At 60.2% G+C, this 23,685-nt stretch carries 20 protein-coding genes; 7 read left to right on the forward strand and 13 right to left on the reverse strand.

The features are described from left to right. Positions 1-79: 79 nt before the first annotated feature. The 5 genes from ACYSTU_RS02875 to ACYSTU_RS02895 all read right to left on the reverse strand — a co-directional run bounded on the left by ACYSTU_RS02875 (position 80) and on the right by ACYSTU_RS02895 (position 4,134). A complete protein-coding gene (locus tag ACYSTU_RS02875; RefSeq protein WP_123443744.1) occupies positions 80-577 on the reverse strand; it encodes a GNAT family N-acetyltransferase in 498 nt (165 codons plus the stop codon). A 1-nt stretch (position 578) separates the two neighbouring features. Continuing rightward, entirely contained in the window at positions 579-1,217 is a 639-nt protein-coding gene (locus ACYSTU_RS02880; RefSeq protein ID WP_024014171.1) for a LysE family translocator, read from the reverse strand. 23 nt (positions 1,218-1,240) lie between these two features. Then, on the reverse strand, positions 1,241-1,651 hold the full coding sequence (locus ACYSTU_RS02885) for an NUDIX hydrolase (protein WP_217878769.1): 411 nt from the start codon (positions 1,649-1,651) through the stop codon (positions 1,241-1,243). 68 nt (positions 1,652-1,719) lie between these two features. Further along, positions 1,720-3,045, reverse strand: a complete 1,326-nt coding sequence (locus tag ACYSTU_RS02890) for an APC family permease (protein ID WP_024014173.1) — start codon at positions 3,043-3,045, stop codon at positions 1,720-1,722. Positions 3,046-3,312: 267 nt separating this feature from the next. Next, complete coding sequence (locus ACYSTU_RS02895; RefSeq protein ID WP_217878770.1) at positions 3,313-4,134, reverse strand: carbon-nitrogen hydrolase family protein; 822 nt, start codon at positions 4,132-4,134, stop codon at positions 3,313-3,315. A gap of 124 nt (positions 4,135-4,258) precedes the next feature. Here ACYSTU_RS02895 and ACYSTU_RS02900 point away from each other — a divergent pair, with 124 nt between their 5' ends. Beyond that, positions 4,259-5,059 carry a helix-turn-helix transcriptional regulator gene (locus ACYSTU_RS02900; RefSeq protein WP_217878771.1) on the forward strand — a complete coding sequence of 267 codons (801 nt, stop codon included), beginning with the start codon at positions 4,259-4,261 and terminating at the stop codon, positions 5,057-5,059. A gap of 158 nt (positions 5,060-5,217) precedes the next feature. Continuing rightward, on the forward strand, positions 5,218-6,837 hold the full coding sequence (locus tag ACYSTU_RS02905) for an FMN-binding glutamate synthase family protein (protein WP_122602369.1): 1,620 nt from the start codon (positions 5,218-5,220) through the stop codon (positions 6,835-6,837). Between the two features lie 77 nt (positions 6,838-6,914). On the opposite strand, the gene ACYSTU_RS02910 is transcribed toward ACYSTU_RS02905, so the two are convergent. Then, positions 6,915-8,336: an amino acid permease gene (locus tag ACYSTU_RS02910; RefSeq protein WP_498995822.1), complete on the reverse strand. Its 1,422-nt coding sequence runs from the start codon at positions 8,334-8,336 to the stop codon at positions 6,915-6,917. Positions 8,337-8,808: 472 nt separating this feature from the next. Here ACYSTU_RS02910 and ACYSTU_RS02915 point away from each other — a divergent pair, with 472 nt between their 5' ends. Both ACYSTU_RS02915 and ACYSTU_RS02920 read left to right on the forward strand, forming a co-directional pair. Then, positions 8,809-9,267, forward strand: a complete 459-nt coding sequence (locus ACYSTU_RS02915; RefSeq protein ID WP_498995825.1) for an REP-associated tyrosine transposase — start codon at positions 8,809-8,811, stop codon at positions 9,265-9,267. A gap of 674 nt (positions 9,268-9,941) precedes the next feature. Beyond that, positions 9,942-13,085 carry a transglycosylase domain-containing protein gene (locus tag ACYSTU_RS02920; protein ID WP_024014180.1) on the forward strand — a complete coding sequence of 1,048 codons (3,144 nt, stop codon included), beginning with the start codon at positions 9,942-9,944 and terminating at the stop codon, positions 13,083-13,085. Positions 13,086-13,225: 140 nt separating this feature from the next. On the opposite strand, the gene ACYSTU_RS02925 is transcribed toward ACYSTU_RS02920, so the two are convergent. The 5 genes from ACYSTU_RS02925 to ACYSTU_RS02945 form a co-directional block, all read right to left on the reverse strand. Then, entirely contained in the window at positions 13,226-14,470 is a 1,245-nt protein-coding gene (locus ACYSTU_RS02925) for a hypothetical protein (protein ID WP_136492774.1), read from the reverse strand. 47 nt (positions 14,471-14,517) lie between these two features. Next, positions 14,518-15,018 carry a CS1 type fimbrial major subunit gene (locus ACYSTU_RS02930; RefSeq protein WP_073473236.1) on the reverse strand — a complete coding sequence of 167 codons (501 nt, stop codon included), beginning with the start codon at positions 15,016-15,018 and terminating at the stop codon, positions 14,518-14,520. A 33-nt stretch (positions 15,019-15,051) separates the two neighbouring features. Continuing rightward, positions 15,052-15,795, reverse strand: a complete 744-nt coding sequence (locus tag ACYSTU_RS02935; RefSeq protein WP_498995829.1) for a molecular chaperone — start codon at positions 15,793-15,795, stop codon at positions 15,052-15,054. Between the two features lie 118 nt (positions 15,796-15,913). Beyond that, positions 15,914-18,436 carry a TcfC E-set like domain-containing protein gene (locus tag ACYSTU_RS02940; protein WP_498995832.1) on the reverse strand — a complete coding sequence of 841 codons (2,523 nt, stop codon included), beginning with the start codon at positions 18,434-18,436 and terminating at the stop codon, positions 15,914-15,916. Between the two features lie 110 nt (positions 18,437-18,546). Continuing rightward, the gene (locus ACYSTU_RS02945; protein WP_024014183.1) at positions 18,547-19,038 is read right to left on the reverse strand and encodes a CS1 type fimbrial major subunit; all 492 of its coding nucleotides are present in this window, start codon (positions 19,036-19,038) and stop codon (positions 18,547-18,549) included. 496 nt (positions 19,039-19,534) lie between these two features. Here ACYSTU_RS02945 and ACYSTU_RS02950 point away from each other — a divergent pair, with 496 nt between their 5' ends. After that, a complete protein-coding gene (locus ACYSTU_RS02950; protein ID WP_024014184.1) occupies positions 19,535-20,110 on the forward strand; it encodes a PadR family transcriptional regulator in 576 nt (191 codons plus the stop codon). Then, positions 20,107-20,892, forward strand: coding sequence for a siderophore-interacting protein (locus ACYSTU_RS02955; RefSeq protein ID WP_498995836.1), 786 nt, complete (start codon positions 20,107-20,109; stop codon positions 20,890-20,892). Before ACYSTU_RS02950 ends, ACYSTU_RS02955 begins: the two co-directional genes overlap by 4 nt. Positions 20,893-21,012: 120 nt before the next feature. Here ACYSTU_RS02955 and ACYSTU_RS02960 read toward each other — a convergent pair whose 3' ends face one another. Both ACYSTU_RS02960 and ACYSTU_RS02965 read right to left on the reverse strand, forming a co-directional pair. Beyond that, the gene (locus tag ACYSTU_RS02960) at positions 21,013-21,651 is read right to left on the reverse strand and encodes a Pr6Pr family membrane protein (RefSeq protein WP_498995839.1); all 639 of its coding nucleotides are present in this window, start codon (positions 21,649-21,651) and stop codon (positions 21,013-21,015) included. A 1-nt stretch (position 21,652) separates the two neighbouring features. After that, entirely contained in the window at positions 21,653-21,883 is a 231-nt protein-coding gene (locus tag ACYSTU_RS02965; RefSeq protein ID WP_217878776.1) for a VF530 family protein, read from the reverse strand. A 298-nt stretch (positions 21,884-22,181) separates the two neighbouring features. Between ACYSTU_RS02965 and ACYSTU_RS02970 the strand changes: the two genes are divergently transcribed. After that, a complete protein-coding gene (locus tag ACYSTU_RS02970) occupies positions 22,182-23,543 on the forward strand; it encodes a carbohydrate porin (protein ID WP_498995841.1) in 1,362 nt (453 codons plus the stop codon). Positions 23,544-23,685: the final 142 nt, after the last annotated feature.

The raw sequence follows: 23,685 nt of genomic DNA on the forward strand, positions 1-23,685 counted from the left end.
TGGATGGGACGCAGAGCGTCCCGGGCTGCATTCCCACGCAGAGCGTGGGAACGATCAGTAGGCGGAAATTATCGCTGGGTCAGAGCTGGCGCCACATGTGGATCTTGTCGAAATACTCTTCGCCCACCCGCACGGCGAGCGGTTCGAGGCCGTACTGAATGAAGCCGCAACGCCGGTACAACTGGAAAGCCGCGTCATTGCCGGCAGTCACGGTGAGCTGCAGCAATTTCAGCGCCGGATGCTTTTGCGCTTCGGCCAATGCCGCCTGCACCAGATCAAAGCCCAGGCCCCGGCGACGAAAATCCGCCGAGACATACATGCCGAACAGCGTGGCCTTGTGGCGCGCCTTCTCGCGCGGTTCGAACGCCAGGCCGACAATCCCGGCCAACGTCCCGGCATCGAATGCCCCCAGCACCACATCGAGCTTGCTGGTCAGGCGCCCTTCCCACCAACTCAACGGCATCACCGCGCGTTCGCGCACGCTGGAAGTGAAGGCCTGCGGATGCCGGTCATAGGCTTCAAGCATCAGTTCGCGGTAGGCCAGGGCGTGGCTGGCGTCCAGCCGTTCGATCCACATGTCAGGCGGCCCGGCGTTGTTCGAGCATCAGTTTTACGGCGAGGCCGCCGAGCACCAGGCCCATGAAATAACGCTGCATCGCCAGCCACGTCGGGTTGCGCACAAACCACGAGGCGATGCCTGCGGCGAACAGCGCGATCAACAGATTGACGCTGAAGCTGACGCTGATCTGCGTCAGGCCGAGGACGATGCTTTGGGCGAACACCGAGCCGTGCTCAGGGCTGATGAATTGCGGAAACACCGACAGATAGAACACGGCGATTTTCGGGTTCAGCGCACTGGTGAGAAAGCCCATGGTGATCAGCTTGCGCGACGAGTCCGGCGGCAATTGCTGCGCTTCGAACGGCGAACGTGCGCCGGGCTTCAGCGCTTGCCAGGCCAGCCACAGCAGGTACAACGCGCCGGCCCATTTCAACACTTCATAAGCCATCGGCACGGCGAGAAACACCGCCGTCAAACCCGCCGCCGCGGCGAACATATGCACGAAGAACCCGCCGACCACGCCAAGCAACGAAGTCACTCCGGCGCGGCGGCCCTGACAGATCGACCGCGAGATCAGATAGATCATGTTCGGCCCCGGCGTCAGCACCATCAGCAATGCGGCGGCGGCGAAGATCAGCAGGTCTTGCAACGGGATCATGGCAAAGTCCTTTGCGGGAATGATCAGGCGAGTGCCGTCAGTGAACGGCGATAGAACGGCAGGATGTGCTCGCGTGTCAATGGCGCCAGCTCGAGCGCCGGATCAGTGGCCGGATCGACCCAGATGACTTCCTCGATCTCCGCCGCCGGGCAGACATCAGTGTCGATGGTCAGTTGAAATATTTCCGCATGGACAATAAAGCCCGGCTCGTTGGCGGCGGGGGCGGAAAAGCTGTTGAGGAAAATCGCCTGCGCCGGGTCGATCTGCAGCCCGAGTTCTTCTTCCAGCTCTCGGGCAAGGGCGTGGATCGGCAGCTCATGGGCCTCGATCTTGCCACCCGGTTGCATGAACGCCGTGGTGCCGCGCTTGCGCACCAGCAGGGTCTGGCCTTGGGCGTTGAGCAACAGGGCTGCGGCGATATGAATGGTCGACATAAAGGAATCCCTTGGCGCAAAAGCGCCAAGGATCCCATGCCCGTCAGAGGGAAGCCAAGCCACGAAGCTCAGGTCGCTTCCTGAAAATCCAGTTCCGGCGGCTGACGGCGGAAACCACCGGTCAGCACGGCGAGATACACCACACCAATCGCCAGCCAGCTCAGCCCCAGCCACACCGCCAGATGATCAAGGCTGACCATCAGCCACAGGTCGGCGACCAGACCGATCAGCGGGCAGAGCAGAAACAGCAGCAACTCGCGCGGGCCTTTTTTCTCGCCGCCGATCCAGTAATGGAAGATCACCGACAGGTTGACCAGGCTGAACGCCAGGAACGCGCCGAAGTTGATGAACGAGGTCGAGGTGGTGACGTCGAGTTTCAGCGCCAGCAACGCCACCGCCGCGCACAACAGAATGCTGTTGACCGGGGTGCCGAAGCGCGCGTGCAAGGTGCCGAAAAATGACTTCGGCAAGACGCCGTCGCGGCCCATGGCGAACAGCAGTCGCGAACCACTTGCCTGGGCCGACAGCCCCGAGGCGAACTGGCCGACGATCAGGCCGATCAGGAAGATCGACACGAACAGGTCGCCACCGATGTTGCGCGCAATTTCATAGGCCGCCGAGTCGACGCTGTCGAACTGGAACGATGGATGAGCGATCTGCACGAAGTACGAAACGCCGACGAAGATCAGGCCGCCAATCAGGGTGATCAGCATGATCGCCCGGGGAATGGTGCGGCGTGGATCGCGGGTCTCTTCGGTCAGGGTGCTGACGGCGTCAAAGCCAAGGAATGAATAGCAGGCAATCGCCGCGCCGCTCATGATCAGCGGCATCTGCATGTCGCCGTTGAAGAACGGTTTGATCGACCACAGCGGCGTGCTCGCATCGCCGCCGATGTAGTGCACGCACAGCGCAACGAAGGCAATCAATACGAGGAACTGCACCAGCATCAGCAAGGCGTTGATGCCATTGGCCAGTTTCAGCCCGACGATGTTGATCGCACTGGTGATGCCGATGAACGCCAGCACCCAGATCCACTGCGGGATCGACGGAAATGCCGAAGCCAGATAAGCGGCGCCGATCAGCCAGATCGCCATCGGTAGAAACAGATAATCGAGCAACACCGCCCAGCCGGCAATGAAACCGAGTTTCGGGCTGATTGCCTTGCGCACGTAGCTGTAAGCCGAACCGGCGACCGGGAAAGCGGCGGCCATGCGTCCGTAACTCATGGCGGTGAAGAACATTGCCACCAGCGCGGCCAGGTAGGCGGCCGGCACCATGCCGGCGGTGGACTGGGCGAGGATGCCGAAAGTGCCGAGGACAATGATCGGCGTCATGTAGGCGATGCCGAACAGCACCACCGACCCTAGCGAAAGGGTGCGTTGCAAACGAGCCATGGGCGACTTACTCCGAATGTTATTGGATTTATGGCAGAGCCGGGTTCGGCGAAAATTTCGGGTGTGGCTGATTATTTTTGTTCGACTGAAGATCGTTACCCCCCTCACCCCAGCCCTCTCCCCCAAAGGGGGCGAGGGGGAAAGGGAGCCGATCTATGTGGACTTCAATATCTGAGTTCGACTCGGTATCTCAGGTCGATGTATTTCGAAACTACACCTCGGTCAGTCCCCTCTCCCTCCGGAAGAGGGCTAGGGTGAGGGCAGCGGTTATGGGTGTGGAATCAATAGCTCGCGAACACCGCAAGCCTGCTCCACCACCTCCCCCGGCAACTTCAAACGCTGATCATCCAGATAGCGATAATCCTTGCGCGCAATCTCCAGTTGCGTGAAATCCAGCTCGACCCTGAACCGCCCTTCTTCGCGTCCAGCCTCGAACAGCAGGGTCCCCAGCGGATCGACCAGCGCACTGCCGCCGGCAAACACCAGGCCGTCATCCCCTGCATCAACGCGATTGACCATCAGCGCAAACGCCTGGTTTTCCTGGGCGCGGGCCATGATCGCGGTGCGGTGGGTGGGGCCGTACGGGTCCATGTTGCCGTTGGTGACGATGAGCAATTCCGCACCCAGTTGCGCCAGGGCGCGGGCGGTTTCCGGGAACTCGATGTCGTAGCAGACCAACAGGCCCACGCGCACACCGTTCCACACGCAGGTGGCGTAACGGTCGCCGGCTTCGAACACGCCGCGATCCGAAGCCCACAGATGGGTCTTGCGGTATTTCAGGGCGATGCCTTCGGGTGTGATCAGCAGCGTGGTGTTGTAGAAGCGGCCGTTGTCGTTCTCGGCCATGCCGATCACCACAGCGATGTCACGCTCACGCGCTGCTGCGAGCACGGCGCTGACGGTCGGGCCGTCGAGCGGTTCGGCGATCTGCGCCACGGTTTCGGCGTTGGGGAAGCCCATCAGGTGGGTTTCCGGGAACACGATCATCTGCGTGTCGGCCGCGCAGGCAGCAATCGCCGCCAGTGCGCGTTGCAGGTTGTAAGCCGTGTCGTTGTCACGGCCCGCCAGTTGGGCGAGTTCGACTTTCATGGTTATCCCTTGTTATGTGGCCCGGCCCGGAAAGATTGCCCGGTGCCTGTCTGTGGGCCAGTATGCGCAGCAAGCAACCGGCCAGGGAATCACGCGGCCGGGGTAACCCGATAGGGGTAGATCGATGACACTTTCGTTGAATGACATCACTTGGCACCGCGCTGTCGGGCAACTGATCGACGCGCTCGACAAGCCGAATTTCTGGGCGCAACTGGTGCGTCTGCTTGAGCAGTACGTGGCGTTCGATAGCTGGGTGGTGCTGCTGTTCAGCGCCGATCAGCATCCGCAAGTCTTCGCCGAATGCCCCGGCGAGGACGGCAGCCCGGACCCGCTGTTCCAGGATTACCTGCGCGGGCTGTATCTGCTCGATCCGTTCTACATCGCCTGCCGCGAGCAGTCGCGCACCGGCCTGTATCGCCTTTCGGAAGTCGCGCCGGAGCATTTCGAGCTGACCGAGTATTACCAGCGATACTTTCGTCTGAATGTGGTGGCCGACGAAATCCAGTTCAATTGCCAGCTCGAAGGCGAGCGCACGCTGTGCCTGTCGCTGGGCAGTGAAAAACGTTTCACTGGCGAACAGATCGCTTTGCTGTCTTTGATTCAACCATGGGTGCTGGGCCTGTTGCGCCAACGTCTGCCGTACGAGATCAACGTAACCGTGGCCCTCGCCGTCGCACCTGCGCAGGCAGACTGGCGGGTGCAACTGGAAGCCTCGGTGCAACAGCTCAAGGGCGCCCAATTGACCGCGCGGGAACTGGACGTCGGGCGTTTGATGCTCAGCGGTTGTTCCAGCAAAGAAATCGCCCGTAAGCTGGAAATCTCCGTGGAAACCGTGAAAGTCCATAAGAAACACATGTACAGCAAGCTGGGGATCAAATCCCAGTCCGAGCTGTTTTCGATTTTTCTGCAGGCGCAGAACGCCTGAAACAATGTGACTAACGCTTTTTGTGGGAGCGAGCCTGCTCGCGAAGAGGCCCTCATGGCCGACATCAAGGTTGGCTGGTCCGCCGTCTTCGCGAGCAGGCTCGCTCCCACAGAAATGCGTGCCGTTGCACAAAATTGAGTCCGAACCAAGGAAACCGTATGAGCCTGTCGCTGCTGAGCCGCTACGCCTTCTTTGCCGTCTGCGTGATTTTCACCCTCGCCAGCCTGCCCTTTCTCGAACATGACTGGCTGTGGCCGATCACTGCCGTCACCGCGGTGCTGAGCCTGCTCGGCGTGTTCGACTTGTTGCAGACCCGCCATGCAGTGCGCCGCAATTATCCGATTCTGGGCAACATCCGTTATCTGGTCGAAGGTATCCGCCCGGAGATTCGCCAGTATCTGCTCGAGTCCGACAGCGACGCCCTGCCCTTCTCCCGCGCCCAGCGTTCGCTGGTGTACTCGCGAGCGAAAAACGAAACCGCCGACAAACCGTTCGGCACGCTGATCGACGTCTACCAGTCCGGCTTCGAATTCATCGGCCACTCGATGCGCCCGGCGCCGTTGAGTGACCCGAACGGTTTCCGCGTCATTGTCGGCGGGCCGCAGTGCACGCAGCCGTATTCGGCGTCGATCTTCAATATCTCGGCGATGAGCTTCGGCTCGCTCAGCGCCAACGCCATCCGCGCCTTGAACCAGGGCGCGAAACTCGGCAACTTTGCCCACGATACCGGTGAAGGCAGCATCAGCCCGTATCACCGCGAACACGGCGGCGACCTCACCTGGGAGCTGGGCAGCGGCTACTTCGGCTGCCGCACCAGCGACGGCCGTTTCGACCCGGAGCGCTTCGCCGTACAGGCACAGAATCCGCAAGTGCGCATGATTGAAATCAAGATGAGCCAGGGCGCCAAACCCGGCCACGGCGGCATCCTGCCCAAGCACAAGGTCACCAAAGAAATCGCAGAGACCCGCGGCATCCTGATGGGCGAAGACTGCGTTTCGCCGTCGCGCCACAGTGCGTTTTCCACGCCGATCGAGATGATGCAGTTCATCCAGCAACTGCGCGAACTGTCCGGTGGCAAGCCGGTGGGCTTCAAGTTCTGCCTCGGCCATCCGTGGGAATTCATGGGCATTGCCAAGGCCATGCTGGAAACCGGCATTCTTCCCGACTTCATCGTCGTCGATGGCAAGGAAGGCGGCACTGGCGCAGCGCCTGTCGAGTTCACCGACCACATCGGCGTGCCGATGCGCGAAGGCTTGCTGTTCGTGCACAACACCCTGGTCGGCTTGAACCTGCGCGACAAGATCAAACTCGGTGCCAGCGGCAAGATCGTCAGCGCCTTCGACATCGCCAGCGTGCTGGCCATCGGCGCCGACTGGGCCAACTCGGCGCGCGGCTTCATGTTCGCCATCGGCTGCATCCAGTCACAGTCGTGCCACACCAACAAATGCCCGACCGGCGTCGCCACCCAGGACGCCCTGCGCCAGCGCGCTCTGGTGGTCCCAGACAAAGCCCAGCGCGTCTACAACTTCCATCGCAGCACGCTCAAAGCGCTGGCGGAAATGCTCGCTGCCGCCGGGCTTGATCATCCTTCGCAACTGTCGGCCAAGCATCTGGTGCGGCGCATGTCGGCAACCGAGATCAAACTGTTCTCGCAGTTGCACGTGTTTCTGAAACCGGGGGAGTTGCTCACCGGTGAGGTGAATGGCGAGTTCTATTCGCGGATGTGGCAGATGGCGCGGGCGGACAGTTTTGAGCCGCAGGAAGTGGTAGCGGCGTAAGACTGGCGATCAGCTCGCTTGAACCAAAAAAGCCCCGATCTTGCGACCGGGGCTTTGTTTTTTTCAGCGGCTGGAACTTACGAAATCGAACGCACCGAACCTTGCGACACTTGCGTCGGCTGCAACTTGAACACGTAAAACAACACCGTCAGCAACACCAGGAATGCCGGCCCGACATACAGCGCCACGCGGGTATCCGGGAAGTACGCCATCAGGCCGACCACCAGTACCAGAAACGCCAGGGCGAAATACGAACTGACCGGGTACAGCCACATCTTGTACTTGAGCCCGGCACGTTCGCTGGCGCTCAGGCCTTTGCGGAATTTCAGCTGGGCGAGAAGGATCATCACCCAGGTCCAGATCGCACCGAAGGTGGCAATCGAGGTGACCCAGACGAAGACCTTTTCCGGTACCAGATAGTTGAGCACTACACCCAACAGCAACACCGCAATCGACAGCAACAACGCGCGGCGTGGCACGCCGTTGTTCGAGGTCTTGGCGAAACCGGCCGGGGCCTGGCCGTTCTGCGCCAGGCTGTAGAGCATGCGCCCGGTGCTGAAGATGCCGCCGTTGCACGACGACAGCGCCGCAGTAATCACCACGAAGTTGATGATACCGGCGGCGGTCTTGATGCCCAGCCGCTCGAAGGTCATCACGAACGGGCTGCCCTGGGTGCCGATTTCGTTCCACGGGTAGATCGACAGAATCACGAACAGCGCGCCGACGTAGAACAGCAGAATCCGCCAGAACACCGAGCCGATCGCGTCAGGAATGGTCTTTTGCGGATTCTTCGCTTCACCGGCGGTCAGGCCGATCATCTCGACACCGAGGTAGGCGAACATGACCATCTGCAGCGACATCAGCACACCGGTCACGCCGTTGGGCATGAAACCGCCGTGCGCCCACAGGTTGGAAATGCCCAGCGCCACGCCGTCATTGCCGAAACCGAAGGCGATGATGCCGACGCCGCCGATGACCATGGCGATGATGGTGACAATCTTGATCAGGGCGAACCAGAATTCGAACTCGCCGAAGGCTTTCACCGCAATCAGGTTGATCGAGCCCATGCTGATCAACGCCGCCAGGGCCCAGATCCAGCGCGGTACATCGGGGAACCAGATACCCATGTACACCGCCACCGCAGTGATTTCCGCGACGCAGGTGACCAGCCACAGAAACCAGTAATTCCAACCGGTGAGAAAGCCTGCCAGCGGACCGAGATAGTCCTGCGCGTAGCGGCTGAACGAACCGGCCACTGGGTTATGCACGGCCATTTCGCCGAGTGCGCGCATGATCACCAGGATCGCCAGACCGCCAAGGATGTAGGAAAGCATGATCGCCGGACCGGCCATTTGGATGGCTTTGGCCGAGCCGAGAAACAGGCCGACGCCGATACAGGCACCGAGCGCCATCAGGCGGATATGCCGTTCGCCGAGTTCTCGTTTGAGCGGACCGCCCGAAGCGGTGTCGCCGTGCGGCAGAGGATTGCCAACTGGCATAGGGGTACAACCTCGTCTTGTTATTGGATATGACCACCGAGTTTCGAAGCGTCGGCCGATAGGCCTTGGCTGGGCAGGAAACCGCGTCGGCTTCGTGGGCAGACGCGTCTTGCAGGGCGGGCCTGAAAGATCAGCGGGGCGTGCAGTATAAAAAGCTCAGGACAGGATTTTTCACTCTAAAAGTCACAACATTCAGCGACAACTCTCGGCAATAGTGGGTTCCGCGGAGAGGCATTACCTGCATCACGTAGGAAAAGTCGCCAATGAAAAAGCCGCGAAGTATTGCACAGCGATGGTGCAGCGTCATGTTTCAGCCCTAGGGCATTTGATCCACTGTGTGATGTCTCGCCTCGCTTGATCACGGATAAATCGCCCGACGGATTCAGAAATTTCGCTCAACAGTTGCAGCGCCGAGCGGGGCAGGCAACCACTAACCTTTGAAAAAGCCAGGAGCACATGCAAGGAAGCTCACATGCCAGTCCGCCCCAATTCCCACCGTTTGCGCCAAGGTCGTTTCTCGGAAAACGGTCGTGCCTATTTCATCACCTCTGTCATCCACGAACGCCAGCCCGTATTTGCAGATTGGCAGACCGGCCGGTTACTGGTTGCCGAACTGCGCCGGGCTCATGAGCAAGGAGTCGCGCAGTCCATCGTCTGGGTTGTCATGCCTGACCACTTTCATTGGCTGATGCAATTGCAACGCGGCTCCCTTGGCGAAGTCATTGGCGGTGTAAAGGCTCGCTGTACGCATGCGGTTAACAGAAAAACCGGACGTCACGGACCGCTGTGGCAAACCGGCTACCACGACCGTGCGATCCGTGACGGCGAGGACCTGGAGCCCATCGCCCGCTATATCATCAATAATCCCTTGCGAGCCGGGCTGGTCGATAACCTCGGTGATTACCCGCTTTGGGATGCCTACTGGCTCTGAGCACAATAGTTCTATGGAATAGGTGGATTTCTTCCTCACACAGACAAACTCCCGGGATGTGAACAGCCTCTTTGTGGCGAGGGGATTTATCCCCGCTCGGCTGCGCAGCAGGCGCAATTTGCTCACATGCGGTGTGCCTGTAGAAACTGTGGTGGCAGGTTTTGGGGCTGCTTCGCAGCCCAGCGGGGATGAATCCCCTCGCCACAGGGAATCCCTGCATGACTGATAAATCTGCTAGCCACAGGGAATCCTTTCCTCAACACAGACAACATCCCGGGATGTGAACAGTATCTTTGTGGTGAGGGGATTTATCCCCGCTCGGCTGCGCAGCAGTCGCCATTTGCTCACATGCGGTGTGCCTGTAGAAACTGTGGTGGCAGGTTTTGGGGCTGCTACGCAGCCCAACGGGGATGAATCCCCTCGCCACAGGGAGTCCCCGCTCGGCTGCGCAGCAGTCGCAACTTACTGACACGCGGTGTGCCTGTAGAAACCGTGTTGGCAGGTTTTGGTGCCGCTTCGTGGCCCAGCGGGGATGAATCCCCTCGCCACAGTGTTTGTTCCAGTTTTATTCAGACAAAGCACCGGCTCCGCTCTTCACATTTTTTTCACCGGCTTCAACCACCGTCTAAGCTTCAGACAAGTCCGATCAATCTGCGTGAATGGATCAGTCGACTATGGGCGCTTTGTGGCAAACCGATTCGAGTAAAACCGTGGTTCAGACTGAAAGTGTGAATGAAGCGCCTGTCCCTGAAAAACCCCGTCGTCACCGGCACGGGTGGAAGGCTTTCTGGTTGCTGTTTTTGATCATTGCGGTGGTGGTGGGACTCGCTGCGTCCAAGGAAATGCGCACCTCGCGTTTCCAGGCGCGGGAGCTGAGCCAGTACGCCGCTTCGCTGACCTACAAACTTGAACCCGGCCCCAGCGAAGCGATTCGTTATCCGGGCAACGGCCCATTCGATCTGCGCCTGGGTTACAGCTCCCTGGACGAATTCCTGCCACGCCTGCTCAAGCGCAATTACGTGATCACCGAGCAAACGCGCTTCTCCCCCGCCCTGCTCGGTTACACCGACAAAGGCCTGTTCGTGCCGTATTCGGAAAAGATTCAGGCCGGGCTGTCGATCACCGATTGCCGAGGCGCGCCGCTGTATCGATACAACTATCCGCAGCAACTGTATGCCGACTTCGCGGCGATTCCGCCGGTGGTGGTCAGCAGCCTGCTGTTCATCGAAAACCGCTTTCTCCTCGATCCGAAACAACCGCTGGCCAACCCGGCCGTGGACTGGCCGCGCTTCGGCATGGCGGCGTGGTCGCAAGTGGCGAAACTGCTGCGCCTGCCCGGGCAATCGGCCGGCGGCAGTACCCTGGCGACGCAACTGGAAAAGTATCGCCACTCGCCCGATGGCCTGACCGTGTCGGGCGCGGAGAAGATCCGCCAGATGGTTTCCGCCAGCGTGCGCGCCTATCAGGATGGCCCGCAGACCCTCGGTTCGCGGCAGAACATCGTGCGCGACTACCTCAACAGCGTGCCGCTCTCGGCGGTACCCGGCCACGGTGAAGTGCACGGCATGGCCGAAGGTTTGCGAGTCTGGTACGGCAGTGATTTCAACAAGGCCAACGAGCAACTGAACAGCCCGAAGACCGATCCGCAGACCATGGCCGCCAAAGGCCTGGCATTGCGTGAAATGCTCTCGCTGATGATCGCCCAGCGCCGTCCTTCGCATTTCCTGACCAAGGGCCGCGACGAATTGGCCAGCCTCACCGACAGCCACCTGCGCCTGCTCAAGCAGAACGGCGTGATCGACAGCGCTCTGGCCGACGCCGCGCTGGCAAGCACCGTGTCATACCGCGACTGGCAGACCCAGCCAACGATGCAGCCGATTGAAACCAACAAGGGCATCAGCGTTGCCCGCAGCCGCCTGGCGAGCATGCTCAACCGGCCGCTTTACGACCTCGATCGTCTCGACCTGTCAGCCACCAGCACCCTGCAGGGCGACCTGCAAACGCAGGCCACGGCTTATCTGAAAAAACTCGCCGATCCGGTCTACGCTGCCGAAATCGGCCTGCTCGGTGAACGCCTGCTGACGCCGACCAGCACCACGCAAGTGCGCTACAGCTTCACCCTGTTCGAACTGACCCCGGACGGCTCGCGCGTACGCGTGCAGACCGACAGCACCGATCAGCCGTTCGACATCAACGAAGGCAGCAAGCTCGAACTCGGCTCCACGGCGAAAATGCGTGTGCTGACCACGTACCTGCAAATCGTCGCCGAGCTGCACGAAAAATACGGCGCGATGGGCATGGCAGAACTGAAGAAAGTCGAAGTGCCGGATCAGGACCGCCTCAGCCGCTGGGTCATCGACTACCTGATCCAGAACAAGGATCACGATCTGTCGAAGCTGCTCGGCGCCGCGCTGGATCGCAAATATTCGGCCAGCCCCGGCGAAGCGTTTTTCACTGGCGGCGGCCTGCACAGATTCAACAACTTCCGCAAAGAGGACAACGGTCGCCTGCCGACTCTGCGCGATTCACTGCGCGAGTCGATCAACCTGCCGTTCATTCGGCTGATGCGCGACATCGTCCGTTACACCACCTACTCAGGCCCCAATGGCGAATTGCTCAAGGATGACCGCGACCCCCGCCGCCAGGAATACCTGGCCAGTTTCGCCGACCGCGAAGGCACCTCATTCCTGCTCAAGTTCTGGAAGAAGTACAAGAACAAGGACACCCAGGCGCGCCTGGAAACTTTCCTCGACAGCATCCGCCCGACGCCGATTCGCATGGCGGCGGTGCACCGTTATCTGTTGCCGGATGCCAGCCAGGAAGACTTCAACAGCTTTGTTCGCGCCCACCTCAAAGGCGCCAAGCTCAAGGAGAAACTCACCGATGACCGCCTGATCCGCCTCTACGATGCCTATGGGCCCGGCAGTTACGATTTGCCTGATCAGGGCTTCATCGCCAAGGTGCATCCACTGGATCTGTGGATGATGGGTTATCTGCTGCATCACCCGGAAGCGACCTTCAGCGAGATCGTCAAGGCCAGCCATTTCGAGCGCCAGGAAGTCTACAGCTGGCTGTTCAAGAGCCGGCACAAAGGCGCGCGCGACAGCCGCATTCGCACCATGCTCGAGATCGAAGCGTTCCTCGACATTCATCAGCGCTGGCAGAAAGTCGGCTACCCGTTCGATCACCTGGTGCCGTCACTGGCCACCGCCATCGGCAGTTCCGGCGACCGTCCCGCCGCGCTCGCCGAGCTGATCGGCACCATTCTCAATGACGGCGTGCGCATGCCGACGTTGCGCATCGACAGCCTGCATTTCGCCGCCGATACGCCGTACGAAACCAGACTGGTCAACGACCCGCACGTGGGTAAACGAGTGATGCCGGTGGAAGTGGCCAGAGCCATGCGCGAGGCGTTGTCGCAAGTGGTCGATGCCGGTACCGCCAAACGGTTGTCGGGCAGTTTCAAATTGCCCGACGGCACGCCGCTGGCCATGGGCGGCAAGACCGGCACCGGCGACAACCGTATTGCGGCGATCGGCTCCGGCGGGCGGATCATCAGTTCGAAGTCGATCAACCGCACGGCGACCTTCGTGTTCTACATCGGCGATCACCATTTCGGCACCCTCACCGCTTTCGTCCCGGGGCGCTCGGCAGAGAACTTCAAGTTCACCTCGGCCCTGCCCACGCAGGTGCTCAAGGGCATGGCGCCGATTCTCACGCCGTATCTGCAACCGGGCAGTGACTCGCAATGTCGTCCGGCGGAAAATCCACCCGTGGTTACCACCGGGCCGGCGCAGTTGGCAATCCTGTCCGGATGACATCGCATTACTGCTCTTGCTTCCGTCGCAAAGACCGCGGAGTCCTGCCAGGCTGGCCCCGTGTAGCCGCGCAGATGCTGGGGCCGTTGGAGCGTCTGAACGCAGCCAGACTCGCATGGGCTGCTTGACCGGAATCGCGCTTAACCTACCTCTGAATCCCAGATCACCGTGACATTGCCCGAATAGGTGCGCGCTTCCCCTTCCCTGATCATTCTTTCCACCGCATCGCGGGCCACTTCGAAATGCAGCGTGCCCACCTTGCGGTCCAGATAAAAGCTCGGCTGAAACAACTCGGTGCCCGTGCCATCGCGCAGCAATCGCCGGCGATTGACCGCTTGTCCGGCGCCATCGGTCAGCCCGTTGGGCAGGCTGACGCTGACTTCCAGTGGTACCGCATGGCCGGTGCCCGATTCCCGTATCAAGCAGTCGTTGACGAAGAAGTACTGGCACTCGATGTTCATCTTGAAGCGGCTCGAGGCCGAGATATTGAACGTCTGGTCACGCATCAGCCGGGTCGGCTTGCGGCCCTCGTTCAGCCACGACTGCCAACCGCCCACCGGTTGCAGCGCCACGCGGTTGCCGCCGGGAGGAATATCGACCTTCATGGTGTGCGTGACCCTCAAATTGAAATTGAGGGTCAGTATCGAGTCGTTCGGGATCATCACATCGCCCATGTCGAAATCCATGTTCGGACCGACGGTGTAGGTAATGGCACCGGTGTAGTCGCCAGCGTCCATTTTCAGCGGATCCGGCGTGCGCAGTTCGTAGGCAAAGACGAAATATTGATAGCTCATGCCAAGCGGTATATCGAACTGAGCTTTCTTGGCGCAGGCCCCCGCCCCTTCCGGAACTCTCCAGAAGCTGTTGTAACCATGATATCCCGCTGTATGGGTACCGACACTCAGACACGGTGGCGGAGCGTAGACCCAGCCGCCGCCCTCCCACAAGTCATCCCACCAGCCGCCTCCGGTCAGCTCGACGACCGACAACGGGAAGCCCGCCTCGTGACCAACACCGGCGATTCTCACCTCGACAACGTGGCTATCACCGGCAGCGTTGGTCACCGAAACAGTCCTCCAGTCGGACGGCACTTTGGCCATGCCACCCTGGCGCGGATCGGCGTGGTTGGCCTGAATCGGTGCATTGGCGGCGAACGGAATTTGCGCGATCAGGCTGAACAGCCCCAAAGACTCGCACGTTGCCGGTACCTGACGGCAGAAACCCTGGGATGGGGTCTGATTCTTGAACTGATTTTTTTGCGGATTGGCAAAGTCCGGCTCGAAGGTGGCATCAATGTTGTGCACTTCGGCCACTGCCGCAGCGCTGAACAACGTCAACAGCAATCCGATCCATGGGCGGATGCCCGGGGCGCTAGAAAAAATCATGGGTGGTCTCCAGAAAATACTTCGATACCAGCATTGCGCGAGCCATCTCACTCGCCAGGCGCTCGGGCACTGAACAGCAACAGCACGTTGCCGGCGTAATCCCCGGGGCGGTAGCCGCCCTCCGGGCTGATCGGGTCGATCTGCAACAGCACCCGTGTCCCCGCAGCGGCCTCGGCCTGCGACACCACCTCGCGCGGCGCCATCTCGGCGCTCAGCTCCACCTTGTTAAAGGTCACGCGCAGACTGATATCGTCTGCCGGCCGACCGTTCGAAAGGTAGGGTGCGGATTCCAGCCGCGCTTCAATCGCACTGGTGTCATGACGCACATCAAAGTACTTGCGCACACTGCTCAGGCTTGAGGTCGAGTGATTCCAGTCGAGCCGCTGCGGTCGGTGAATCCAGTCCGGCACCGCGGGAATGATGTAGAACGAACGGTTCGGCACTTCCACTGTCACTTCGAACGTGTGTGCTTCCCGAGCCGCCCAGGCCGCATCGCTGGCCAGAGCCGCCGCGGCTATCAGCGCGACGACGGAGCATTGCTTGATCATGTTGGTTACCCGTTGCGTCAATGAAAAGCAGACCTAGCGGCTGCTGACCGTCAGGTTCTTCTTCTCGCTGCCTTCGATCAGGAAGAAGCGGTACCCACGGCCCTTCTCCTTGTCGAAAGCGAACGTCTTGCCCGCCAGCACATGGTGTTTGGTGGTCACGCCGCAGTCGGTTTCGTCGCTCAACGAGCAGTTTCTGAACTCGTCGACAATCACCACGGTGTTGCCGTCATTACGCAGTTCGTAGCGGCTGTCGGTTTCATTGATCGTCGTGGCAAACCGGGTTTCCCTGGGCCGTACGAAGAACACCGTGCCGAAACCGGTCATCACGTTGACCCCGGCCGTCAGTGCCTTTTTGTAGTCTTCCCGTTCTTCCTGGGTGACAGCGAACTCGTCTTCCTTTTCCGGCACCACCGGCACGAAGCGCACGCGGAAGTAACGCTCGCGATCGCGTTCACCCATGTACAGCAAGCGGGTGCCCTGCATACCCTCGGCCGGGACGATCAGCCGCGCCGGGCTGGCCATCAGGCCGTTGCGCGAAGCGCCGTCGGCAGCGTTCTCAACCGGGATTTCCTTCGGCGTGCCGTCGGCGTCGTAGACAATCTCCAGAACATTTACCTTGACGAACGCGGTGGCATCGCCGCTGTTGAACACCCGTTTCAGATAAGTGCTCTTGTCGCCATCCATATAGTCATACACCGTACCGACATTGATCTGCGGCCCGGCCTGCGCCGTCAGGCAAAACACGCTGAGCACGCCCAGCAAAAAACCACGGTTCATCACTTCAACTCCATGAAAAAAAGGAACAAGGCGCCGGCGCGCACGTTCATGTCGGCTTCCCGGATAACGCTGATATTGCTGGTGCGCGTGTCGCCCAAATGTGGACCTGGTCATCGGTTCAGCCCGCCTTCTGCGCGGTGACACCGACGTCGGCCACGGTGTCTGGCGTGCAGCGCAGATCGCCTATCATCAGGACGTTGTTTTCACTGCGGTACTGGTTGGCATCGAGGCGGAACTGACACAGCAAGCGATTATCGCGACGGATTTCGAGGGTCGGCGAACCGGCGTTCATCTCCATTGAAAAGAACCCGTCGACCTCGGTGACGCCACGGCTGGCATGGTTGATCACATGATGGCCCTTGAGCGGCCGCCCTGCTTCATCGATCAGGCGACCGAGCACTGTCAGGGTTTTCATCACACGGATCTTGCGGTACTCCACCCCGCCCTTGTTCAGGTGATAGCGAGTGCGCGCCGGCTCGATGGTCGCTGCGGGCACGTTACTGCCCTCGAAGTCGAAGCTCACTGAGCTGTTCTGATAGGCCGTGATCGGGATGAAATTGCGCCCCGGCTTCAAGGCAGCGCTGCTCCCGCTATAGTCGTCGGCACGCAGGACGATGTCGTCGATGTCCGATTCGACATCGACGATCATTCCGGCGCCGCGCACTTCGCTGTGATTGGTCATGAGCATCTGCTCGCCACCGACCACCAGCGTGCTGTCGAGGTTGAGGCCGCCGGTGAAATTGCCGTTGTAGGAAGAGCGTTGAATAAAGCCATCGCCGTTGACCGCATCGGTACGGAAATTGGCCAGGCTGGACATGCCCAGGCCGTAGGTATCGGTGAGCGCCGTGACCGAGACGCTTTGCAGCACGTGATCCTTGAAATCCTTGCGCCAGCCGAGCGAGGCGTTGTTGTCACGTTTGCCATCACGGGCGGTGCGTGAGCCGATGCTGCCGGTGAGCTGTTGACCGGGCGCGCCGAGCGCCAGATTGATGCTCAGATCGATCCCGCGGTTGCGCGCATCGCCGCTGCTGAAACTGCCCGGACGATCAAAGACCGACAGGCGCCAACTGGCATCACTGCCCAGCAGCACCGTGCGCTGGGTCCAACCCAGATCCAGGCCCATGCCTTCGACATTGCCTTCGCTGTGCGAAACCCGGGCATTGACCGAACTCTTGCTGCTCACCCGATGATTGAGCGCCAGCGATGAATTGCTGGTCTGGCCGACGAACACGTTACGCGGACGAACGCGTGTGCCGTCGGGCAGCGTTTCGTAGGTGTTGGTGGTGTCGAGCCAGCTGCGGTTGTGGCTGATCACCAGACTGCCCGCGCCGTAGTTGTAAAGGCTTTGCAGATCCAGACCGGTGCCGTAATCCTCGGTCTTGTAGACATTGGCATACAGGCTGAGGTGGTTGGCCAGCGTCCAGTCGATGGATGTGCCGTACTGCAGCTTTTCGCGAATCTGCCGCGCCGAGGCGCCGAGAATCACCCGCGGATGCAACAGATAGTTGAGCGATGCACCGGCGGTCGCGCTGCCACTGCTTTGCTTGTCCCAATTACTCAACAGTTTGCTTTCTTCGCCGGCAAATAGGTTGTAGCGCCAGCGCTCATCGAGGTTGCGCCAGTTGCTCGGCTTGTAGACCAGTTCCTGAGTGGTGGAGGTGATCTGGCCGTCCTCGATCAGGCGAACCTCCACCTCGTAAATGCCACCCGGCAGCGGCCGCGTATCGAGCGACTGCAGACCGGCGGGCACCGATTGCGTGTTGATCAGCAAACCATTGCGCCAGATTTCCACCGCCCCCTGACGATTGGCGGTCACGTAGATCGGATACACGCTCGGCATCGGCGTGTTGATCGCCAGACTGTCGGAGCTGCCATACATGAGGCCTACAGCGGTGTCGGGGCTGGTGCCGAACGTGCGCGGCTGACGCATCAGCCCTTCGGAATTGGGGGTGAAATAGCCCAGGCGAAAGAAACTGCCTTGCAGTTCGCGCTGGGTGTGCAGCTCATGCACGGCGTGATACAGCTTGGTATCAGGACCGCCGAGCCGGGCCATTTGCAGGTTGAGGGTCTGGCTCCAGTTGCCCAGACTGGAACTGGCTTCCAGGCCGAAGCGCCCACCCAGATCCTGATCCTGGCCGCCATTGAGATTGAGTTGATTGCGCACCATCAGGCCACGACTGCCGCCGTCGGGTTGCTCGTAATAACGCTTGGCCTGAACATCGCGCTCGGCATTTTCAGTGAGGATCGAAACCAGCGAACTTTGCAGGTTGTAGTGCACCGCCAGAAACTGATCGGGACATGAACCGCGGCACGCGCCCAGAGGCACACCGGGTTTGAGGTAGCTCGCCCACTTTTCCCGCTCGGCCGGGCCAAAGCGGTTTTCGCTGGTATCGGTGAATTCGAGAAGCGTGATGCGGTCATCTCGCGACAGCACCACCATGGCTTCGCCCAGCGGCTGCTGATCGACTTCGATCCGCACCGCCAGCGGTACATCGAAAAAATGCTCCTCGAAATCCGCCGGCAAGCCTTTGGCCTGCGCCAGCAAACTGCGTGGCGTGGTACCGGTGGCGTCGGAAGCCATGACTGCGCTGGCACAGAACAACAGCGCAAGCGCAGCCGCGATGGGTGTCATCGGGAACATGAACTCGTACTCTGATTTTCAGACAATGAAAGTCCGTCGGGGCAAACACGGATGTTTGCCCCGCGGTCAAACCCACGGCGAAGGTGGGCGTCTAGCAGGCGATCATGCGATCAGCGCGAACCGACCGGAGGTACCGCATCGAAAACCATTGCAATAGTTCCGGTGTAATCACCCGGCGCGTATGTGGAGCTGGCACGCGGAGCGATTTTCAGCAATGCGCGGTAGGTACTGTCGGATTCATCTTCACCCACAACCATTTGTGGCACTTGGGTAAGAATCTTGCCGTTGAATTCAACGTCCAGGGCAATCTGATCGACACCCGATTGCAGCATAGGGATGCCATTGAGGCTGGCGTGAACGGAGCCGTCAGTGTTACGTACGTCAAAGTAACCTTTGACCTCGGTCATCTTGCCGGTGGCAGGGTTGTAGCTCATGTCCTGGTCTTTGTTGACCAGATCAGGGTCGACCGGCACCACATAGAAGCTGGTGGTTGGCACTGTGGCGACAAGACTGATGGAGTGCGACGCTTCATTCGCCGCGAAGGCCGTGGAGGACATTGCCAGAAGAGCCAGTGGAGCAGCGATTGCGATTTTCTTGAACATCGTTCAGTACCTGTTTGCTTTATATAAGGGGGTGTCATTGAAAGTTCATAAACCTTTTGCTCGTCGACCGCTGAAGCAACTTGAACTTTCAATGCCGGGCATCATCGACTGTTGCCTCTGGAATGTAAGCAGGCAACTTCCGACAAACTCGTAGTTAAACAACCCCACACCCCGCCAGAAAAAAGAACAAAAAACAGATACTTGCAACATTCGCTGAAAGTTGCGCCCTACACACAGTTACAGGCAAAAAACCATACAGCAACTTAACCGCTTTAACGCGGCAACTTGCGAGAAATTAGAATATATACTCAAACACAACTAGAGCGATAACTTTAACTTTAAGGTCACCCCTTTTTATTTTTTGATTGGGAAGAGTTTTGTGGCTTTTTTCACGCCGACCGCTCGTCCGTCGAGCGGCGCCAGAGGCTAAAAACGTCTTGCACAGCGCTTAAGATATATCTTAAGTTGTATCTAAATACGACGAGAGAGAAGCGAAATGAGAGACCATCATTCCCCCCACCGCGAGCATGGTGATGGCCGCGACGGCTTCGAGAAGCGCCCCGGTCGCGAACGCGGCGGCCGCGGCCCGCGAGTCTTTGCCCCCGGCGACTTGAAATTGCTGTTGCTGGCGCTGATCGCCGAGCAGCCCTGCCACGGTTACGACCTGATCCGCCAGATCGAAGGCATGTTCGACGGCGCCTACAGCCCCAGCCCCGGGGTGATCTACCCGACCCTGACCTTTCTTGAAGAGAGCGACCTGATCGCCGGTGATGCCGAGGCCGGCAAAAAGCGTTACAGCGTCACCGACGCCGGTCGTTTGTCTTTAAGTGAACAAGCGGTGGCGCTCGACGGCGTCCGCATGCGCATCGACGTCAGCAAGCGCTCGCTGCGCGGCCATGATCGTCCGGCGGAAATCCACGAAGCGGTGCACAACCTGCGTCATGCCCTGCAACTGCACCACGGGCGCTGGAGCGCCGAGGAAATCCTGCGCGTGCGCGACCTGCTCAACGACACCGCCAAAGCCATCGTCGACGGCCCTGCCGTTCAACCTGCCACGGAGAAAGCCGAATGACTGCAGTCGATACTCAAACCATTCACCGCGTGATGCACGAAATCAAACGGCGCAAGCTTGAAGTGCTGCGCGTCACCGACCTGACCCCGCGCATGCGCCGCATCACCCTCGGCGGGCCGGAACTGGCCGGGTTCATCAGCCTCGGCACGGACGATCACGTCAAACTGCTGTTCCCGCAGAACGCCGAACAAGCGGCGGCGCTGGAGACGATGCAACTGGGCGCCGGCAAGGACAACGGGCCGATGCCCGAGATGCGCGACTACACGCCGCGTCGTTACGACCTGGATAAAATGGAGCTGGACATCGATTTCGTCCTGCACGGCGACGGCCCTGCCTCGACCTGGGCGGAACAGGCGCAACCGGGGCAGTTCCTGCATATCGGCGGGCCGCGCGGTTCGATGATCGTGCCGGACATCTTTGACAGCTACCTGCTGATCGGCGACGAAACCGCCCTCCCCGCCATCGCCCGCCGCCTCGAAGGTCTGGCCGCAAATCGCCGGGCACTCGTGGTGATCGAAGTGGAAAACGGTGCCGAGCAGCAAGTGCTGCAAAGCGCGGCGCAGTTCAATGTGATCTGGGTGCTGCGTGAAGGTGGCAAGGACAACCTGCTGACGACGGTCAAACAACTGCAGGTGCCCAAGGGCAATCTTTACGCCTGGGTGGCGACCGAGACCAAGGTCTCACGGCAGATCCGCCGGGTGCTGATCGATGAGCATGGGCTCGATGAACAGTTCATCAAGGCTGTTGGCTACTGGCGCGCCGAGGGCTCTGACGAGGAGTGATTCTCCTCTGACCACAATTTCCCTATGGGAGCGAGCTTGCTCGCGAAAGCGGTGTGTCAGTCAACATCCATGCAAACTGATACACCGCTTTCGCGAGCAAGCTCGCTCCCACACTGGATCTCAACTTCGTGCGGACAATCTGCGGTCGAGACCGATAATCAGCAGGCCCACCAACACAAACCCCAGCAATATCCCCCCGGCATTCGCCAGCACCTGTGGATATCCCAACACCGCCACATCAATGAACGGATACGCATAGGCGCCAAGCAGATGCCCGCGCAGCAAGGCGTAGATGAAATACACCAGCGGATAGATCAGCCACAGCGGCAAGTGCCATAGGCGCAACGTGCCTTTGGGGACGCAGCACCACCAATAGCCGAGAAACAGCAATGGCATGACGTCATGGAGCAATTCGTCGGCAACAAACTGCCAGCCTTCGGGGTGCCACAAGTGCCGCAACAGGATGCTGTAGGCCAGACCGACCACGGCGATGCTCACCGCGATCCCGCTGCTGACCCACGGTTGCAGAAACCAGCGCCGTGCGGCGGATTCGCGCTCGGTGACCGCGCAGGTCAGCACCGTCGCCACCAGGGTGTTGGTCAATATGGTGAAGTAGCTGAAGAAACTCACCAGCCCGCCCAGCAGGCTGGCGCCAATGCTTAATCGTGCGAAGAGAATCAGGTACAGCTGAATTGCCAGCCCCGCCCAGCCCAACACGGCCAGGCCGGTGATCAGGCGTCGGCGCCTCGCGCTGTCCATCTCAGAGCGGTCGCTTGGTGCGCATCAGCTTCACGTACAGGCGTTCGACCTTCTCCCGCGCCCACGGGGTTTTACGCAGGAAGGTCAGGCTCGACTTGATGCTCGGATCGCTCTTGAAGCAACGGATGTCGATACGCTCGGCCAGCCCCGACCACTCGTAGTGAATCACCAGTGCGTTGAGGATCTGTTCGAGGGTCACGCCGTGCAGCGGATCGGGGGATTGTTCGTTCATGCCGGGCCTTTGGGCGAAGTGATATGCAGAAGCCGCGCACCTTAGCCGAGGGGCAGAGCAGGTGGAAGGCCTTCCTGCAAATGTAGGCCAACCCGGGAAGATCGCAGGCTGTGGCCCGGCTCACAATGCGCCCGTTTGCCGCACTGTTACCGAATCCGAAACGCTGCATGTCTGCAAAAGCGCTTTCTCAATTTGTTACAGATCATTATCCTGCCGCCCTTCCGCTGAAACGCTTCACTGCCTGCGACAATCTGAAGCGCTCGGCCTGCACCTGAAAACATCAAAAAAAGACTTCTTCATGCCTGACTTTTGCTTCTCCCGAGACAGCGCTATCTCTGCCCTGCGCACCCTTGGCGGCTGCACCGCCCTTGGCTTGGCGACCTGTGCCCACGCGGCGCCGGCCTTCGACAGTGAATCACCGTACATGCTCGGTGACTGGAACGGCACGCGCACAGAACTTGCGGAAAAAGGCTACGACTTCAAACTCGATTACACCGGCGAAATGGGCAGCAATCTGCACGGCGGTTACGACCACGACCGCACTGCCCGCTACAGCGACCAGTTCGGCCTCGGCACCCATCTGGATCTGCAGAAGATCCTCGGTTGGAACGACGCCGAATTTCAGCTGACCATCACCAAACGCAGCGGCAACAACATCAGCAACGACCGCATCAACGACCCGCGCGTCGGCGGCTTCACTTCCGCCCAGGAAGTCTGGGGCCGTGGCCAGACCACGCGCCTGACGCAGTTGTGGTACCAGCAGAAATTCTTCGATCAGAAACTCGACATCAAGGTCGGCCGCTTCGGCGAAGGCGAAGACTTCAACAGCTTCCCTTGTGACTTCCAGAACCTCGCGTTCTGCGGCTCGCAGGTCGGCAACTGGGTCGGCGGCATCTGGTACAACTGGCCGGTCAGCCAATGGGCGCTGCGGGTCAAATATCACCTGACGCCCGAGCTGTACGCGCAGGTCGGCGCCTACGAGCAGAACCCGTCGAACCTCGATCGCGGCAACGGTTTCAAACTCAGCGGCAGCGGCACCCAGGGCGCGATCCTGCCGGTCGAACTGGTGTGGACGCCAAAGCTCAACGGCCTGCCGGGCGAATACCGCGCCGGTTACTACTACAGCAATGCCAAGGCCTCTGACGTTTATAAAGACCAGAACGGCCAACCGGCAGCGCTGAGCGGCGAAGCCTATCGCAGTGCCTCGAGCAAGCACGGCGTATGGCTGGGCGTGCAGCAACAGGTGACCAGTATCGCCAGCGACCACTCGCGCGGCTTAAGCCTGTTCGCCAACGCGACGATGCATGACAAGAAGACCAACGCCATCGACAACTACGTGCAGGCCGGCCTGACCTACAAAGGTCCGTTCGATGCCCGCGCCAAGGACGACATCGGTTTTGCCCTCGCTCGTGTGCACGTCAACCCGGCCTATCGCAAGAACGCCGAAATGACTAACCGCGCCAATGCTGTCTACGACTACGACAATCCGGCGTTCCTGCCACCGCAGGACACCGAATACAGCGCCGAGCTGTATTACGGCGTGCACGTGACCAACTGGCTGACCGTACGCCCGAACCTGCAATACATCCGCCACCCCGGTGGCGTGAACGACGTCGACGACGCCCTGATCGGCGGGATCAAGATCCAGTCGTCGTTCTAAAGATCACAGCTAACCCCTGTGGGAGGGAGCCTGCTCGCGAAGGCGGCATGTCAGTCGCTGCAGTGTTGCCTGATACACCGCTTTCGCGAGCAGGCTCGCTCCCACAGGAATGCATTTCGTTAGTCGAACAAGTTTTTATCTG

Source organism: Pseudomonas glycinis (assembly GCF_054871425.1).

Excerpts from the sequence above, each read along its gene's own strand:
- ACYSTU_RS02875 (WP_123443744.1), bottom strand. The coding sequence starts at position 577 with ATGTGGATCGAACGGCTGGACGCCAGCCACGCCCTGGCCTACCGCGAA.
- ACYSTU_RS02880 (WP_024014171.1), bottom strand. The coding sequence starts at position 1,217 with ATGATCCCGTTGCAAGACCTGCTGATCTTCGCCGCCGCCGCATTGCTG.
- ACYSTU_RS02885 (WP_217878769.1), bottom strand. The coding sequence starts at position 1,651 with ATGTCGACCATTCATATCGCCGCAGCCCTGTTGCTCAACGCCCAAGGC.
- ACYSTU_RS02890 (WP_024014173.1), bottom strand. The coding sequence starts at position 3,045 with ATGGCTCGTTTGCAACGCACCCTTTCGCTAGGGTCGGTGGTGCTGTTC.
- ACYSTU_RS02895 (WP_217878770.1), bottom strand. The coding sequence starts at position 4,134 with ATGAAAGTCGAACTCGCCCAACTGGCGGGCCGTGACAACGACACGGCT.
- ACYSTU_RS02900 (WP_217878771.1), top strand. The coding sequence starts at position 4,259 with ATGACACTTTCGTTGAATGACATCACTTGGCACCGCGCTGTCGGGCAA.
- ACYSTU_RS02905 (WP_122602369.1), top strand. The coding sequence starts at position 5,218 with ATGAGCCTGTCGCTGCTGAGCCGCTACGCCTTCTTTGCCGTCTGCGTG.
- ACYSTU_RS02910 (WP_498995822.1), bottom strand. The coding sequence starts at position 8,336 with ATGCCAGTTGGCAATCCTCTGCCGCACGGCGACACCGCTTCGGGCGGT.
- ACYSTU_RS02915 (WP_498995825.1), top strand. The coding sequence starts at position 8,809 with ATGCCAGTCCGCCCCAATTCCCACCGTTTGCGCCAAGGTCGTTTCTCG.
- ACYSTU_RS02920 (WP_024014180.1), top strand. The coding sequence starts at position 9,942 with ATGGGCGCTTTGTGGCAAACCGATTCGAGTAAAACCGTGGTTCAGACT.
- ACYSTU_RS02925 (WP_136492774.1), bottom strand. The coding sequence starts at position 14,470 with ATGATTTTTTCTAGCGCCCCGGGCATCCGCCCATGGATCGGATTGCTG.
- ACYSTU_RS02930 (WP_073473236.1), bottom strand. The coding sequence starts at position 15,018 with ATGATCAAGCAATGCTCCGTCGTCGCGCTGATAGCCGCGGCGGCTCTG.
- ACYSTU_RS02935 (WP_498995829.1), bottom strand. The coding sequence starts at position 15,795 with ATGAACCGTGGTTTTTTGCTGGGCGTGCTCAGCGTGTTTTGCCTGACG.
- ACYSTU_RS02940 (WP_498995832.1), bottom strand. The coding sequence starts at position 18,436 with ATGTTCCCGATGACACCCATCGCGGCTGCGCTTGCGCTGTTGTTCTGT.
- ACYSTU_RS02945 (WP_024014183.1), bottom strand. The coding sequence starts at position 19,038 with ATGTTCAAGAAAATCGCAATCGCTGCTCCACTGGCTCTTCTGGCAATG.
- ACYSTU_RS02950 (WP_024014184.1), top strand. The coding sequence starts at position 19,535 with ATGAGAGACCATCATTCCCCCCACCGCGAGCATGGTGATGGCCGCGAC.
- ACYSTU_RS02955 (WP_498995836.1), top strand. The coding sequence starts at position 20,107 with ATGACTGCAGTCGATACTCAAACCATTCACCGCGTGATGCACGAAATC.
- ACYSTU_RS02960 (WP_498995839.1), bottom strand. The coding sequence starts at position 21,651 with ATGGACAGCGCGAGGCGCCGACGCCTGATCACCGGCCTGGCCGTGTTG.
- ACYSTU_RS02965 (WP_217878776.1), bottom strand. The coding sequence starts at position 21,883 with ATGAACGAACAATCCCCCGATCCGCTGCACGGCGTGACCCTCGAACAG.
- ACYSTU_RS02970 (WP_498995841.1), top strand. The coding sequence starts at position 22,182 with ATGCCTGACTTTTGCTTCTCCCGAGACAGCGCTATCTCTGCCCTGCGC.